13 protein-coding genes are annotated in these 13,562 nt (G+C 70.1%); 5 read left to right on the top strand and 8 right to left on the bottom strand.

Going from position 1 to position 13,562, the window contains the following annotated elements; genetic code table 11:
• Positions 1-15: 15 nt before the first annotated feature.
• Positions 16-483 carry an SRPBCC family protein gene (locus CSW64_RS03770; RefSeq protein WP_099620848.1) on the bottom strand — a complete coding sequence of 156 codons (468 nt, stop codon included), beginning with the start codon at positions 481-483 and terminating at the stop codon, positions 16-18.
• 5 nt (positions 484-488) lie between these two features.
• Positions 489-830: an ArsR/SmtB family transcription factor gene (locus CSW64_RS03765; protein WP_099620847.1), complete on the bottom strand. Its 342-nt coding sequence runs from the start codon at positions 828-830 to the stop codon at positions 489-491.
• Positions 831-1,159: 329 nt separating this feature from the next.
• Here CSW64_RS03765 and CSW64_RS03760 point away from each other — a divergent pair, with 329 nt between their 5' ends.
• From CSW64_RS03760 to CSW64_RS03750, 3 genes are all read left to right on the top strand, one after another.
• Positions 1,160-2,560 (top strand): 3' terminal RNA ribose 2'-O-methyltransferase Hen1, encoded by a 1,401-nt coding sequence (locus CSW64_RS03760; protein WP_099620846.1) that lies wholly within the window; start codon positions 1,160-1,162, stop codon positions 2,558-2,560.
• Entirely contained in the window at positions 2,557-5,121 is a 2,565-nt protein-coding gene (locus tag CSW64_RS03755) for a polynucleotide kinase-phosphatase (RefSeq protein ID WP_099620845.1), read from the top strand. The genes CSW64_RS03760 and CSW64_RS03755 overlap by 4 nt, the downstream gene beginning before the upstream one ends.
• A gap of 140 nt (positions 5,122-5,261) precedes the next feature.
• Positions 5,262-5,522, top strand: a complete 261-nt coding sequence (locus tag CSW64_RS03750) for a DUF2798 domain-containing protein (protein WP_099620844.1) — start codon at positions 5,262-5,264, stop codon at positions 5,520-5,522.
• Here the strand turns inward: CSW64_RS03750 and CSW64_RS03745 are convergent.
• Positions 5,519-6,184 carry a winged helix-turn-helix transcriptional regulator gene (locus CSW64_RS03745; protein ID WP_099620843.1) on the bottom strand — a complete coding sequence of 222 codons (666 nt, stop codon included), beginning with the start codon at positions 6,182-6,184 and terminating at the stop codon, positions 5,519-5,521. The two genes, CSW64_RS03750 and CSW64_RS03745, sit on opposite strands and share 4 nt — an antisense overlap.
• Before the next feature lie 69 nt (positions 6,185-6,253).
• Here CSW64_RS03745 and CSW64_RS03740 point away from each other — a divergent pair, with 69 nt between their 5' ends.
• The gene (locus tag CSW64_RS03740) at positions 6,254-6,601 is read left to right on the top strand and encodes a DUF1428 domain-containing protein (RefSeq protein ID WP_099620842.1); all 348 of its coding nucleotides are present in this window, start codon (positions 6,254-6,256) and stop codon (positions 6,599-6,601) included.
• A gap of 90 nt (positions 6,602-6,691) precedes the next feature.
• On the opposite strand, the gene rpoD is transcribed toward CSW64_RS03740, so the two are convergent.
• From rpoD to CSW64_RS03725, 3 genes are all read right to left on the bottom strand, one after another.
• The gene (gene rpoD / locus CSW64_RS03735) at positions 6,692-8,644 is read right to left on the bottom strand and encodes an RNA polymerase sigma factor RpoD (RefSeq protein WP_099620841.1); all 1,953 of its coding nucleotides are present in this window, start codon (positions 8,642-8,644) and stop codon (positions 6,692-6,694) included.
• 75 nt (positions 8,645-8,719) lie between these two features.
• Complete coding sequence (gene dnaG, locus CSW64_RS03730) at positions 8,720-10,621, bottom strand: DNA primase (protein ID WP_099620840.1); 1,902 nt, start codon at positions 10,619-10,621, stop codon at positions 8,720-8,722.
• A gap of 59 nt (positions 10,622-10,680) precedes the next feature.
• Positions 10,681-11,064: a RidA family protein gene (locus CSW64_RS03725; RefSeq protein ID WP_099620839.1), complete on the bottom strand. Its 384-nt coding sequence runs from the start codon at positions 11,062-11,064 to the stop codon at positions 10,681-10,683.
• 58 nt (positions 11,065-11,122) lie between these two features.
• Between CSW64_RS03725 and CSW64_RS03720 the strand changes: the two genes are divergently transcribed.
• Complete coding sequence (locus CSW64_RS03720; protein WP_099620838.1) at positions 11,123-12,019, top strand: sulfotransferase family protein; 897 nt, start codon at positions 11,123-11,125, stop codon at positions 12,017-12,019.
• Positions 12,020-12,143: 124 nt separating this feature from the next.
• Here the strand turns inward: CSW64_RS03720 and CSW64_RS03715 are convergent, their stop codons facing one another.
• Both CSW64_RS03715 and CSW64_RS03710 read right to left on the bottom strand, forming a co-directional pair.
• On the bottom strand, positions 12,144-13,010 hold the full coding sequence (locus CSW64_RS03715) for a sigma-70 family RNA polymerase sigma factor (protein WP_099620837.1): 867 nt from the start codon (positions 13,008-13,010) through the stop codon (positions 12,144-12,146).
• Positions 13,007-13,561 (bottom strand): hypothetical protein, encoded by a 555-nt coding sequence (locus CSW64_RS03710; RefSeq protein WP_099620836.1) that lies wholly within the window; start codon positions 13,559-13,561, stop codon positions 13,007-13,009. Before CSW64_RS03710 ends, CSW64_RS03715 begins: the two co-directional genes overlap by 4 nt.
• Position 13,562 lies beyond the last annotated feature (1 nt).

The raw sequence follows: 13,562 nt of genomic DNA, 5'->3' as shown, positions 1-13,562 counted from the left end.
CGGAACCCCCTTCGGTCAGGCGGCTTCGCGCGTCAGCTCGGCGGCGAGATTGCCGAGGGCGGCGGTCCAGCCGCTGCGCGCGCCGGCGGCCATGTCGGAACCGTCCAGGGCGGTGATCTGGCAGGTCAGCGTCAGCCGCGTGGCCAGGCCCTCGACCTGCAGCAGGACGGTGACCAGCGAGACCGACAGCCGGACGCCTTGATGGAGCACCGTCTCGGTGAACACGATCCGCCGTCCCTCGACGATGTCCTCGTAGCGCGCCTCCACGGCGATCGACGGGTCGCCGACCAGGCCGCAGCAACTGAAGTCCCGCCCGCCGACGCGGAAGTCGGTCTCCAGAAAGACGATCTCATGCCGCGGCGTCGGCGCGCCCCAGCGGGCGCGGGCGCCGGGATCAGCCCAGGCGGCGAACACCCGTCCGGGGGCGGCGTCATAGAGCCGGTCGAGCGTCAGGGTCGCGTGGATAGCGGTCGGTTCGGTCATAGGCGTCAGGCCTCGTCGGCGGGCTTGGTCTCGGCCAGGAACGCGCCGAGGGCGTCGAGCCGGCCTTCCCAGAAGGTCCGCCGGTCGTTGATCCACTTCTCGGCCTGGGTCAGGACCGAGGTGTCGAGCGTGCAGGTCCGCACCCGCCCGACCTTCTCCGTCTTCACCAGCCCCGCCCCCTCCAGCACCGACAGATGCTGGACGACGGCCGACAGGCTCATCGGCAGAGGCTCGGCCAGCTGGCTGACCGAAGCGGGTCCACGGCTCAGCCGCTCCAGCATCCCGCGCCGGGCGGGGTCCGAGAGGGCATGGAAGACGTGGTCGAGCGCGGGCGATTGCTGAAGCATACACTTAAGTATGAAGACGAGGCGCGCGCGTCAAGAAAAAAGTAAAGCATCTTCTAAAGTGAAAGGCGAGCGGCCCCCGTTGCCCGTCGTCGCAGACCCGTGCTATCGCCCCGGTCGATGACGATCTCGATCAACCCTCTGCGCGTCTTGAACCGCCCCGGCTTCAAAGCCGAGTGCGAACGCACGCGCGTGGAGGGACTGCCAGGCTGACGGATCCGCGATCCGACCGACCTGACGACGAACCCCTCCCGGCCCGGCCTGGAGGGGTTCGTCGTTTCTGCCCCCCGCCGACCGGCCCAATCGATCCGTAGAACCGAAGCCGCCAAGCCATGTACCTGTCCGTCGCCACCACTCACCGCCCCGCCACCGACCTGGGCTATCTGCTGCACAAGCACCCCGACCGCCTGCACGAGACCGAACTGCCGTTCGGCAAGGCGCTGGTCTTCTATCCCGAGGCCAATGAGGCCCGCTGCGAGGCGGCCCTGGTGCTGGACGTCGATCCGATCGGCCTGGTTCGCGGCAAGGGCCGCAGCGAAGGCCTGCTCGACCAGTATGTGAACGACCGGCCCTATGCGGCCTCGTCCTTCCTGTCGGTGGCCCTGACCCGGGCCCTGCGCACGGCGATGAGCGGCAGTTCCCGCGATCGCCAGGCCCTGGCCGAGACGGAAATCCCGCTGGAGGCGGTGGTGACGCCCCTGCCCGCGCGCGGCGGCGAGGCGCTGGTCCGGGCGCTGTTCGAGCCTCTGGGCTGGGCGACGACGGTCGAGCCGATCGAGGACGTCGGCGCGCAGGCCGGCCGGGCGTCCCACTATGTCACGCTGAAGCTGGCCGGAGCAGCGCGGCTGAGCGCGCTGCTGAACCACCTCTACGTCCTGATCCCGGTGCTGGATGACGACAAGCACTACTGGGTCGGCGAGGACGAGGTCGCCAAGCTGCTGCGACGGGGCGAAGGCTGGCTGGAGAGCCATCCGGCCAGGGACCTGATCGTCCTTCGCTACCTGATCCACCGCAAGGCCCTGGCGCGGGAAGCCCTGGCGCGGCTGGCGCCGGAGACGGTCCAGGAGGACGCCGTCGAACCGGCCGCCCGCCCCGGAGCGGGCGAGGACGCGCTTGAGACGCCGCTGCGCCTGAACGACGAACGCATGCTGGCCGTCGTCGAGGCCCTGCGCGCCTCGGGGGCCAGGAGCGTCGTCGATCTGGGCTGCGGCGAGGGCAAGCTGCTGCAGAAGCTGGTGCGCGAGCGCTGGGTCGAGCGGCTGATCGGGGTCGACCCGGCCGCCCGCGAACTGGAATGGGCGACCAAGCGGCTGAAGCTGCGCGAGGCCGGCGGCCCGCCCGAGGGCCGGGTGATGCTGCTGCACGGCTCGGCGACCTATCGCGACCGGCGCTGGGAAGGCGTCGACGCCGCAGCCCTGGTCGAGGTGATCGAGCACCTGGACGAAGACCGCCTGCCCGCGCTGGAACAGGTGGTGTTCGGCGTCGCCCGGCCGGAGATCGTGGTCGTGACCACGCCGAACGCCGACTACAACGCCCTGTTCCCGAACCTGGCGGCCGCCGCCTTCCGCCACCCGGACCATCATTTCGAATGGAGCCGGGCCCAGTTCCGCGCCTGGGTCGACCGCGTGGGCGAGACCTACGGCTACACGGCGGAGCTGTCGCCGATCGGCAAGCTGGACGAGGCGCTGGGCGCCCCGACCCAGATGGCCGTGTTCCGGAGGACCGCCCAATGAGCAGGCTCGAAATCCCCGACTTCGCACTGGTCGTGCTGATCGGCTCCACCGGTTCGGGCAAGTCGACCTTCGCCGCCCGCCACTTCCTGCCGACGGAGGTGATCTCCTCGGACGCCTGCCGGGCCATGGTCGCGGACGACGAGACCGACCAGTCGATCAGCGGCGACGCCTTCGATCTGGTCCGCGCCATCGCCGAGAAGCGGCTCAAGCACCGGAAGCTGACGGTGATCGACGCCACCAACGTCCGCGCCGCCGACCGCAAGGACTGGATCGCCCTGGCGCGCCGCTGGCACGCCCTGCCCGTCGCCATCGTGGTCGACCCGGGCATCGACGTCTGCGTCGCCCGCAACAGCGCGCGGCCGAACCGTCCGTCCGGAGCCCAGATCGTGCGGCGCATGACCCAGGAGATCCGGAAGGGCCAGGGCGGCCTGCCCCGCGAGGGCTTCCGGCAGGTCTACAGGCTGATGAATGTGGAGCAGATCGACGCCGCGACGATCGAGCGCCGCCCGCTGTGGACCGACAAGCGCGACGACCACGGGCCGTTCGACATCATCGGCGACGTCCACGGCTGCGCGGCGGAGCTGGAAGACCTGCTCGGCAAGCTCGGCTACACGGTGGCCTGGGGCGAGGATCGCGGCGAACGGACGGTGACGGTCACGCCGCCGCCGGGCCGTCGGGCGATCTTTCTCGGCGACCTGGTCGACCGCGGCCCGAACTCGCCGGACGTGCTGCGCATCGCCATGAGCATGGTCGCCGCCGGTGCGGCCTACTGCGTCCAGGGCAACCACGAGCGCAAGTTCGGCCGTTGGCTGGAGGGCCGCAAGGTCACCATCGCCCACGGCCTGCAGCAGACCGTCGAGCAGATGGAAACCGTCGACCGCGGCTTCCGCGAGGCCCTCCCGGGCTTCCTCGCCGACCTGCGCAGCCATCTCTGGCTGGACGGTGGGCGGCTGTGCGTCGCGCACGCGGGCCTGAAGGAGGAGATGATCGGCCGCGGCTCCGGCGCGGTGCGCGAATTCGCCCTCTACGGCGAAACCACCGGCGAGATCGACGAGTTCGGCCTGCCCGTCCGCGCCGACTGGGCCGCGAACTACCGCGGCCCGACGGCGGTGATCTACGGCCACACCCCGACGGTCGAGGCGCAGTGGGTGAACAACACCCTCTGCATCGACACCGGCTGCGTGTTCGGCGGCAAGCTGACGGCCCTGCGCTGGCCCGAAACGGACCTGGTCGAGGTCCCGGCGCGCGCGGTCTGGTCCGAGCCGATGCGGCCGATGATCGGCGCGCAGGACGGTCGCGACGCCCAGGCCGTCGCCGATACGCTGCTGGACATGGAGGATGTCAGCGGCCGCCGCTGGATCGACACCAGCCTGCGCGGCCGCGTGGTCGTGGCCGAGGAGAACGCGGCCGCGGCGCTGGAGGTGATGAGCCGGTTCGCCGTCGCGCCCCAGTGGCTGACCTACCTGCCACCGACCATGTCGCCCTCGGAAACCAGCGCCCGCGAGGGCTGGCTGGAACGGCCGGAAGAAGCGCTCGACTACTTCCGCAAGCAGGGCGTGGCGACGGCCGTGTGCGAGGAGAAGCACATGGGCTCGCGGGCGGTGATCGCCCTGTGCCGCGACGCCGAGGTCGCCCGGACCCGCTTCGGCGTGACCGGCGAGGAGGGCGGCGCGATCTGGACCCGGACCGGGCGCGGCTTCTTCAACGCGCCGGAGACGACGGAGGCCCTGCTGGCGCGGCTGCGGTCGGCGGTCGACGCCGCCGGGCTGTGGGACGAGCTGAAGACCGGCTGGCTGCTGCTGGACGCCGAGATCATGCCCTGGTCGGCCAAGGCGGGATCGCTGATCGACGGCCAGTATGCGCCCGTGGCGGTCTCGTCGCGGGCCGGCCTGGCGGCGGCGTCCGACGCCCTGGCGCGCGCCGCAGCCCGCGGCGTGGCCGCCGGCGACTTCGCCGCCCGGTTCGAGGACCGCGCCGACCGCGCCGCGCGCTACGCCCGGGCGTGGGCGCCCTACGTCTGGCCCGTGTCGGGCGTCGACGACCTGCGCGTCGCGCCGTTCCATGTGCTGGCCAGCGAGGGGGCGGTCCACTTCGATCGCGACCACGCCTGGCACATGGGCATGGCCGAGCGACTGGCCGGCGCGGGCCAGGCGGTGATCGCCCCGACGCGCTGGCGGACGGTCGATCTCGGGGACAACGCGTCCTGGGCCGAGGCCGTCGCCTGGTGGGAGGCCCTGGTCGGCGCCGGCGGCGAAGGCATGGTGGTCAAGCCGCTGGACTTCGTCACGCGCGGACCCAAGGGCCTGATCCAGCCGGCGCTCAAGGTGCGCGGGCCGGAGTACCTGCGGATCATCTACGGTCCCGAGTACGACGCGCCGGAGCATCTCGACCGCCTCAGGACGCGCGGCCTGAACAGCAAGCGCAACCTGGCCCTGCGGGAGTTCGCCCTCGGCCATGAGGCGCTGAAGCGCTTCGTGGAGAACCGGCCGCTGCGCCAGGTGCACGAGTGCGTCTTCGCCGTGTTGGCGCTGGAGAGCGAACCGATCGATCCGCGACTCTGACTTGCGAATGGTTCGCATATGGGCTAGACGATCGGCGCGCCTCATCGCGCCGTAAGCGTCTCACGTCAGGCAACGCATCCTGCCCGGTCCTCGGCCGGGGCGATGCCGCCATGCCGACGACCCTCTTGAGAGACGCCTTGATGCCCCACCCTTCGATCATCCGCTTCCGCCGCCTGCCCGCGCGATGGGCCGGCTTCGTCATGCCGCTGGTGCTGTCGGTGCTGATGACCTTCGTGGTCTCGGCCGTGGCCACGCTGCGCAGCCGAGGCCTCGGCTCCGACTTCCCTTCCATCTGGATGTCGGCCTGGGGCCTGTCCTGGATCGTGGCCTTCCCGACCCTGCTGGCGGTGCTGCCGCTCGTGCGCCGGATCGTGGCGGCGGCGGTCGAACCGGCGCGCTAGCCGGGCGCCTTCGCCGCCATCTCCCAGGGGGCGGCGAACCTCGCCAGGGCCTCGTGGTCGCCGGTCACGGTCAGCGGCAGCTGGTCCAGAGGAACCTTCGCATAGATGTATCCCGCCACCGCCGCCGGATCGCCGGCCAGCTCGGCGTCGGGGGCCTCCGGCGCGCCACGCTCCGTGATCAGCCGGCCGCCCTTCACGGCGACGGTGTAGACCTCGTCGCCGTGGTGATAGCCCAGGGACACGTCCGGCACGCGCCCCGCCACATCGCCCCACTTTGCGCGAAACGACAGCATCAGGGCCACGGCGCTGAGCGGCAGGGTCGGATCGTGCGCCGGCGACCGCGTGGCCCAGCGGCCGAAGCTGAGGACGATCGGCTCCGCCTCCAGGCCCCATTCGGTCAACTCATAGACCTGCACGGAGGCCGGCGGCGGCAGCTTGCGGCGGCGCAGGACGCCAGCGGACTCCAGCCCCTCCAGGCGCTGCGTCAGCACGTTGGCGCTCAGCCCCGGCAGGCTGGCGCGCAGGTCGCCGAACCGGCGCGGGCCGAGCATGAGCTCCCGTACGACAAGCAGCGCCCAGCGCTCGCCCAGCAGGTCCAGGCCGTGGGCCGTGGCGCAGGCGTCATCGTAGTGACGGCTCTTAGTTATTTTTTCTAACTTCATACTTGCCTAATATAACTCGATAGGTCATGACTCTCAACCAGGCGGCGGGGCCGCGAAAGGGAGAGAACCATGAGCTACATCGACATGACTGTGATGGCTGTGCCGACCGCCAACAAGGACGCCTATCTGGAGCACGCCCGGAAGGTCGACGTCCTGTTCAAGGAAGCCGGGGCGCTGAGCGTCACCGAGGCCTGGGGCGACGACGTGCCGGACGGCAAGGTCACCGACTTCAAACGCGCGGTGCAGGCCACCGCCGACGAGACCGTCGCCATTGGCTGGATCACCTGGCCGGACAAGGCCGTCCGCGACGCCGCCTGGGAGAAGATCATGCAGGACGAGCGCATGCGGAACATGGACATGCCCTACGACGGCAAGCGCATGATCTACGGCGGTTTCGCGGTGGTGCTGGAAGTGTAAGGCGCCATGCGCGGTCCGCGTCTCGAAGGACGCACGGCATCGCCACAGACGAAAGAGGGCGGCTCCAGCGAGCCGCCCTTCCCGTAGGTCCTAGCTGTCCAGGAAGCTGCGCAGCTTCCGGCTCCGCGAGGGATGCTTCAGCTTGCGGAGAGCCTTGGCTTCGATCTGGCGGATGCGTTCACGGGTGACCGAGAACTGCTGGCCGACCTCTTCCAGGGTGTGGTCGGTGTTCATGCCGATGCCGAAGCGCATGCGCAGGACGCGCTCTTCGCGCGGCGTCAGCGAGGCCAGCACGCGGGTAGTCGTCTCACGCAGGTTGCTCTGGATGGCGGCGTCGATCGGCAGGACGGCGTTCTTGTCCTCGATGAAGTCGCCCAGGTGGCTGTCCTCCTCGTCCCCGATCGGGGTTTCGAGCGAGATCGGCTCCTTGGCGATCTTCAGGACCTTGCGGACCTTCTCCAGCGGCATGGCCAGCTTCTCGGCCAGCTCTTCCGGGGTCGGCTCACGGCCGATCTCGTGCAGCATCTGACGGCTGGTGCGGACGATCTTGTTGATCGTCTCGATCATGTGCACCGGGATGCGGATGGTCCGCGCCTGGTCGGCGATCGACCGGGTGATCGCCTGGCGGATCCACCAGGTGGCGTAGGTCGAGAACTTGTAGCCGCGGCGATACTCGAACTTGTCGACCGCCTTCATCAGGCCGATGTTGCCTTCCTGGATCAGGTCCAGGAACTGCAGGCCGCGGTTGGTGTACTTCTTGGCGATCGAGATCACGAGGCGCAGGTTGGCCTCGACCATCTCCTTCTTCGCCTGACGCGCCTCGCGTTCGCCCTTCTGCACGGTCTGGACGATACGGCGGTAGTCGTCGATCGGCACGCCGGTCTCGGTGGCCAGCGCCGCGATCTCCTGGCGGATGTCGCCGATCGACGAGCCGTCGTTCTCGGCGAACTTGGTCCAGCGGACGCCCAGTTCCTTGACCTTCTCCGACCAGTTCGGATCGAGTTCGGCGCCGAAGTAGGCCTTCAGGAACTCGGCGCGGCTGATGCCGTAGCTGTCGGCCAGGCGCAGCAGGCGGCCTTCCAGCGCGATCAGGCGGCGGTTGATCGCGTAGAGCTGATCGACCAGAGCCTCGATGCGGTTGTTGTTCAGCTTCAGGGTCTTCAGGCGGGCGACGATGGCGCTGCTGGCGGCCTCGTAGGCCTTGCGGTCGTCGTCCTTCAGGTCCTGGCCCTTCAGGCGGCGCTCGACCAGCTTCTCCTGCAGGCGACGGAAGGAGTCGAACTCGGCGGCGATGCCGTCGAGGGTCTCCATCACGCTCTCGCGCAGCTCGCCTTCCATGGCGCTGACGGTCGGGCCGGCGCCGTCGTCGAAATCGTCCTCGTCTTCGCCTTCGGCCTTCTCTTCGCCCTCGGCCGCCTCTTCCTTCGGCTCCGGCTCGGCGCCGTCCTCGGTCGGCAGCGCGGGCGGCGCCGACGGGAACATGACGCCGTAGGTGCCTTCCAGGTCGATGACTTCGCGCAGCAGGATGCGGCCGGTGCCCAGCTCTTCGCGCCAGACCATGATGGCTTCGAAGGTCAGAGCGCTCTCGCACAGACCCCGGATCATGGTGTCGCGGCCGGCTTCGATCCGCTTGGCGATGGCGATTTCGCCTTCGCGCGACAGCAGTTCGACCGAACCCATCTCGCGCAGGTACATGCGCACGGGATCGTCGGTGCGGTCGTAGGCGGGCTTGCTTTCCGCCTCGGTGGTGACGGAGGTCTCCTCGCGGGCCGCGACCTCGCCGCCCTCGCCTTCGCTGACGTCTTCCTCGTCCTGGACGACGTTGACGCCCATCTCGGACAGCATGGCCAGCGTGTCCTCGATCGCGTCGCCGCTGACCTCTTCGCTGTTCAGGACCTTGTTCAGCTCGTCCATCGTGACGTAGCCGCGGGCCTTCGCCTGCTTGATGAACTTCTTGACCGCGGCGTCGGTCAGGTCGAGCAGCGGGCCGTCCTTCTCGACGGTTTCGGGGGCTTCGGTCTCGTTGGCCGTCTGAGCGGTCATCGCGGTCTCCGGTCGGCGCGGCCGATGCACGACGGCGCCAAGTGATCTCTAAAGGACGCGGGGCGTCTTACGGGGTTAGGCTTCGCCGTCCGTCCAGATGTCCCCAGAGCGCACCGCCCGCTTCAAAGTGTCTCGCTCGGCCTTCAGGCGTTCGAATGCCGCCATGTCGGAACGCCCCCCAAGGTTGGCCTTGGCGGACGACAGGGCGGTCTCGAGCGCAGCCAATCGGTTCAACACCTCAAAAGCGTGCGTCCACTGGGATCTGGCGGCGGCGAGGGTGACATCCTGTTTCAGGAAGGGCGCGCCTGCTCTTGCAGCGGCCCGGTCGATGTCAGTCAGCAGCCCGGCAAATCCACGGTCCCGCAGATGGCGTGCAAGGGCCCCGCTGTCAAGGTGATCGGCGTCGAGTCGCAGGCGAATGATTTCTTTCGCCAATTCCGAAAGCCCAGGATCTCCGAACCCGGAGCGTTCGAGCAGCTCCAGGTGGTCGTCGAGGCGATGGGGATCGTCCAGAGCGCCCTTGGCCAGGGCGGCGGCCAACGGATCGAGCGAAACCGCCAGCTTCTTGGCGGCCTCCTTGCCCTCCGGCGTCGGGAAGGCGTCGAACGTCATGGCGCCCCTCTGCCCCTTGCCCGCACCCGGTTGGAAGGGGCGGCGGGCCTGACGCGGCGCGCCGCCATCCTCGCCTCCTCCGCCCCGGCCGGGCCGGGCGAACAGGACGTCGAGGCGGCCGTACAGGTCGTCCTTGTAGGCCTGGGCCAGGTCTTTGTCGGCGATGCTTCCGGCCGCGGCCCGGAGCCGCTGCTTGAGCCCGGCCTTGCGCTCGGGGGTATCCAGCGGCTCGGCGTCGCGCTCACGGGTGAACAGGGCGTCGACGAACGGCGTGGTCTCGGCCAGCTGGGCCTTCAGGGCGTTGGGGCCCTGCTCGCGCAGCACGTCGTCGGGATCCTTGCCGCCGACGACGATGGCGAACTTGAAGCTCTTGCCCGGCTTGAGCAACGGCAGGGCGCGATCGATCGAACGCGCCGCCGCCCTCATGCCCGCCCCGTCGCCGTCGAAACAGAGCGTCGGCTCCGGATGCAGCCGCCAGAGCACCTCCATCTGATCCTCGGTCAGGGCGGTGCCCAAGGGAGCGACGGCGGGGATGTTCGCACGCTGGCAGGCGATGGCGTCCATGTAGCCTTCAACGACCACGAGCTGCTCATCGTTGCTGGCGTGGAGCAGTTTTCGCGCCTCGGGCAAGCCGTAGAGCAGCCGCCCCTTGTGGAAGAGGCTGGTCTCGGGACCGTTCAGGTACTTGGCCCGCGCCTCCGGATCCATCGCTCGCCCGCCGAACGAGACGGTTCGCCCGCGGGCGTCGGCGATCGGGAAGATGATGCGGTCGCGGAAGCGATCGTACGGCGCGCCGCCATCCTCCGGCGAGATCAGCAGTCCCGCCTCGACCAGATCGCCGGCCTTGGCGCCCTTGGTGATCAGATAGTCCTTCAGCGCCGTGCGGTTGTTCGGCGCGAAACCGATGCGGAACCGCTTCCACTCCTGCTCGGGCAGGCCCCGGCGGGTCAGATAGTCCCGCGCCGCCTTGCCGACCGGTCGGTGCAGCTCGCCCTCGAACCAGGAGGCGGCCAGCTCCATCCAGTCGCCCAGGCCCTGGCGCTTCTTCTCCTGTTCGGCGAACTGCGGATCGGGCGCCGGCAGCGCCATGCCCGCTTCGGCCGCCAGCCGCTCGACCGCCTCCATGAAGGTCAGCCGCTCGGTCTCCTGCAGGAAGCTGATCAGGTCGCCGTGCTTGCCCGACGAGAAGTCGTGGTAGAATCCCTTGTCGTCATTGACGAAGAAACTCGGCGACCGCTCCTTGGTGAAGGGCGACAGCCCCACGTACTCGCGCCCCTGGCGCTTGAGTTTCACGGTCTTGCCGATCACGTCCGACAGCCGGACGCGCGACTTGATCTCCTCGAGGAAGCGGTCGTCGAAACGCATGCGCCGTCATAGCGCGGCGAAGGGCCTTCTCGCCAGTAACGCCTCTCGAAGGACGCGGATCAGGCCGCGGCGACAGCCTCGATCTCAAGCAGCCAAGCCTCGTCGAAGATGCCGGCGATGACCACCGTCATCGCCACGCGGCGGTCGCCGAGCACCTCCTGGCGGATGGCGCGGTTGTCCATCGCCCAGCGGCGGTCGGAAAGGAAGACGGTCAGCTTGACCAGGTTGTCGAGCCCCATGCCCGCCGCCCGCAGCTGAGCCTCGAGGTTGGCCCAGGCCTGCCGCGCCTGACCGGGGAAGTCGGCCGCCATGGAGCCGTCGGGCGCGACCGGGATCTGGCCGCTGACGAAGAGCAGGCGCTCAGCGCCCGTGACCTCAAGGGCCTGGGCGTAGCCGCCGGCGGCGGCCGGGGCGTCGGGGGCGTTGACGATACGGGTCGGCATGCGGAGGCTCCTGGACGGGCGGCGCGCCATCATGGCGAAGCCACGCTGGGGAGATCGCATGTCGCCATACGCCGCGCCAAGCCGCCTGACGCAGGGCGAGGTCGAATGGCGCGCCGGCGACGGCGGGCGCTTCACCGAGCCCTTCTTCGAGGAGACCCTGGCCCGCTGGCGCCGGGCCGGCGGCGCGGCCTGGACCACGCCGCCGTCGGCGCTCGAGGCGGACGAGGCCGACCCCGCCGCGCTGATCTTCCACGTCTCGCGCTGCGGCTCGACGCTGGCGACACGGATGCTCGGCGCCCCGGCGCATCATCTGGCGGTATCCGAGGCGCCGGTCGTCGACGATATCCTGCGGCGGACGCCGGACGCTCCGGAGACGCGGAAGATCGCTTGGCTGCGCGGCGCGATGGCGGCGTTCGCCCGCTCCCAGACCAGGCCGCCCGAGCGGCTGTTCGTGAAGCTGGACGCCTGGCATCTGTTCGAGCTGCCGCTGCTGCGGCGGGCCTTCCCGGCCGCGCCGACGCTCTTCATCTATCGAGACCCCCTGGAGGTGCTGGTCTCGCTGTCGCGGATGCCCAGCCTGATGACGGTGCGGGACACGGTCGATCCGGCGCGGTTGGGCCTGACCGAGGACGAGCGCAACCGCCTGTCGCGCGACGAGCTGGCGGCGGCGGTGCAGGGCGCGCTGTACCGCACGGCGCTGGACCATCGCGAAGCGTTGATCGGGATCGGCTATCCCGAACTGGTCGACGCCCTGCCCCGGCTGCCGGCGCTCGGCCTCACGCCGGAGGAGCGGGCCGTGATGCGGGCCGCCGCGACGGCCGACGCCAAGTCGCCAGACCAGGACTTCACCCCCGACACCGCGCGGAAACGGGCGGAGGCGCCGACCGAGGTGCGCGAGGCGGCGGAACGGTGGGCGCGCGTGGACTACAGAGAGTGGCTTAGGGCTTCGGCCTAGATCCTCCCCTCTGGGGGAGGTGGCTCGCCGCAGGCGAGACGGAGGGGGTTCGTCACATGCCCATAACCCCCTCAGTCGTCGCTTCGCGCCGACAGCTCCCCCAGGGGGGAGCATCCTCGCCGCGTTACGTCCTCACATGCCCCAGCTTGTCCGGGTTCCGCATGATGTAGATGGCCGCCAGCCTGCCGTCGTCGCCGGCCTCGAAGGCCATCGTCTGGACGCCGTCTTCCAGTTCCATCACCACGCCGGGCACGCCGTTGATCAGCGCCGGACGCATGGCCAGCGGCCGGGCGAAGGCGCCGTGCGTGTTGATGATGCCGGAGATCAGCCCCATCACGTCGTCGCGGCCGACCATCGGGCGCAGAGCCGCCGGACGCTTGCCGCCGCCGTCGGAGATCAGCACCGCGTCCTCGGCCAGCAGGCTGGACAGCTGGGCGGTGTCGTTGCCGACCGCCGCGGCCATGAAGGCCGCCGCCAGCTGCATGGTCTTCTCCTGCGAGACCGTGAAGCGCGGCCGGCCGTCCTTGACGTGGCCTCGCGCCCGGGCGGCCAGCTGGCGCACCGCGGGCTCGCCCCGGCCGAGCTGGCGGGCGATGTCGGCGTAGTCCTGGTCGAAGACGTCATGCAGCAGGAACACCGCCCGCTCCAGCGGCGACAGCCGCTCCAGCGCCAGCAGGAAGGCGACGGACACGTCCTCGGCCCGTTCGACCGGATCCTCGGGCATCTCCTCGATCAGCGGCTCGGGCAGCCAGGGGCCGACGTAGGTCTCGCGGCGGGCGCGGGCCGACTTCAGCCGGTCGAGGCACAGGCGGGTGACGGTCTGCATCAGCCAGGCCTGCGGGTTCTCGGCCGCCTCGCCGGCGCGGTCCCAGCGCAGCCAGGCGTCCTGGACCACGTCCTCGGCCTCGCTGACCGAGCCGAGCATGCGGTAGGCGAGACGCTGCAGCCGCGCGCGTTCGCGCTCGAAGAGATCGATGGATCGGGTGTTCATGCCGCTGCGCGCTCCGCATGCTGGAAGGGGGCGGCGACGCCGCCGACCGTCACCTGCTGACAGGACCGGCCATGGCCGAGACCGTACTTGAGCGTGGGATACATCTGGGCGGTGGTCAGGGCGAGGGCGATGTCGAGCAGCGCACGACGCCCCCAGCGGCGCTGGATCTCCTCGCGGATCTCGTCGGCGTCGGCCAGCCGGCGGTCGAGGACGGCGTGGGCGAAGTCGTAGCCCAGCGCCGCTGCCTCGCCCATCGCCTGGCGGTCGCCGGCCAGGACTCCGCGCAGCACCCCGGGCGCGACGCCGTCGGCGGCGGCCATGTCGATCCCGAGCTGGGTGCAGGGCCCGCAGTCGCCGGCCAGGGTCCCGACCACCCCCGCCGCCGCGACGGCCTCGGCCGGGGCCCGCTTGCCGTGGCCCAGCGACGCGACGAAGCCGAAGCGGATGAAGGCCCAGGGATCGTCGTCGAGGAACTCGCGCATGTAGGTCGCGTCGTATCCCCAGGTCCTCTCGAAGTTCGCCAGCTGGCGACGGAGCAGGGCTTTCAGCATG

Origin of the sequence: Caulobacter mirabilis, assembly GCF_002749615.1 — a bacterium.
Taxonomy (GTDB): Bacteria; Pseudomonadota; Alphaproteobacteria; order Caulobacterales; family Caulobacteraceae; genus Caulobacter; species Caulobacter mirabilis.
Note: the sequence above shows the minus strand (reverse complement) of the source record. Positions and strands in the feature narration are given on the sequence as shown.

Coding starts and splice junctions, on each gene's coding strand:
- CSW64_RS03710 (WP_099620836.1), bottom strand. CDS start 13,561: ATGCTGAAAGCCCTGCTCCGTCGCCAGCTGGCGAACTTCGAGAGGACC.
- CSW64_RS03770 (WP_099620848.1), bottom strand. CDS start 483: ATGACCGAACCGACCGCTATCCACGCGACCCTGACGCTCGACCGGCTC.
- CSW64_RS03720 (WP_099620838.1), top strand. CDS start 11,123: ATGTCGCCATACGCCGCGCCAAGCCGCCTGACGCAGGGCGAGGTCGAA.
- CSW64_RS03750 (WP_099620844.1), top strand. CDS start 5,262: ATGCCCCACCCTTCGATCATCCGCTTCCGCCGCCTGCCCGCGCGATGG.
- rpoD (WP_099620841.1), bottom strand. CDS start 8,644: ATGACCGCTCAGACGGCCAACGAGACCGAAGCCCCCGAAACCGTCGAG.
- CSW64_RS03760 (WP_099620846.1), top strand. CDS start 1,160: ATGTACCTGTCCGTCGCCACCACTCACCGCCCCGCCACCGACCTGGGC.
- CSW64_RS03755 (WP_099620845.1), top strand. CDS start 2,557: ATGAGCAGGCTCGAAATCCCCGACTTCGCACTGGTCGTGCTGATCGGC.
- CSW64_RS03740 (WP_099620842.1), top strand. CDS start 6,254: ATGAGCTACATCGACATGACTGTGATGGCTGTGCCGACCGCCAACAAG.
- CSW64_RS03745 (WP_099620843.1), bottom strand. CDS start 6,184: ATGAAGTTAGAAAAAATAACTAAGAGCCGTCACTACGATGACGCCTGC.
- dnaG (WP_099620840.1), bottom strand. CDS start 10,621: ATGCGTTTCGACGACCGCTTCCTCGAGGAGATCAAGTCGCGCGTCCGG.
- CSW64_RS03725 (WP_099620839.1), bottom strand. CDS start 11,064: ATGCCGACCCGTATCGTCAACGCCCCCGACGCCCCGGCCGCCGCCGGC.
- CSW64_RS03715 (WP_099620837.1), bottom strand. CDS start 13,010: ATGAACACCCGATCCATCGATCTCTTCGAGCGCGAACGCGCGCGGCTG.
- CSW64_RS03765 (WP_099620847.1), bottom strand. CDS start 830: ATGCTTCAGCAATCGCCCGCGCTCGACCACGTCTTCCATGCCCTCTCG.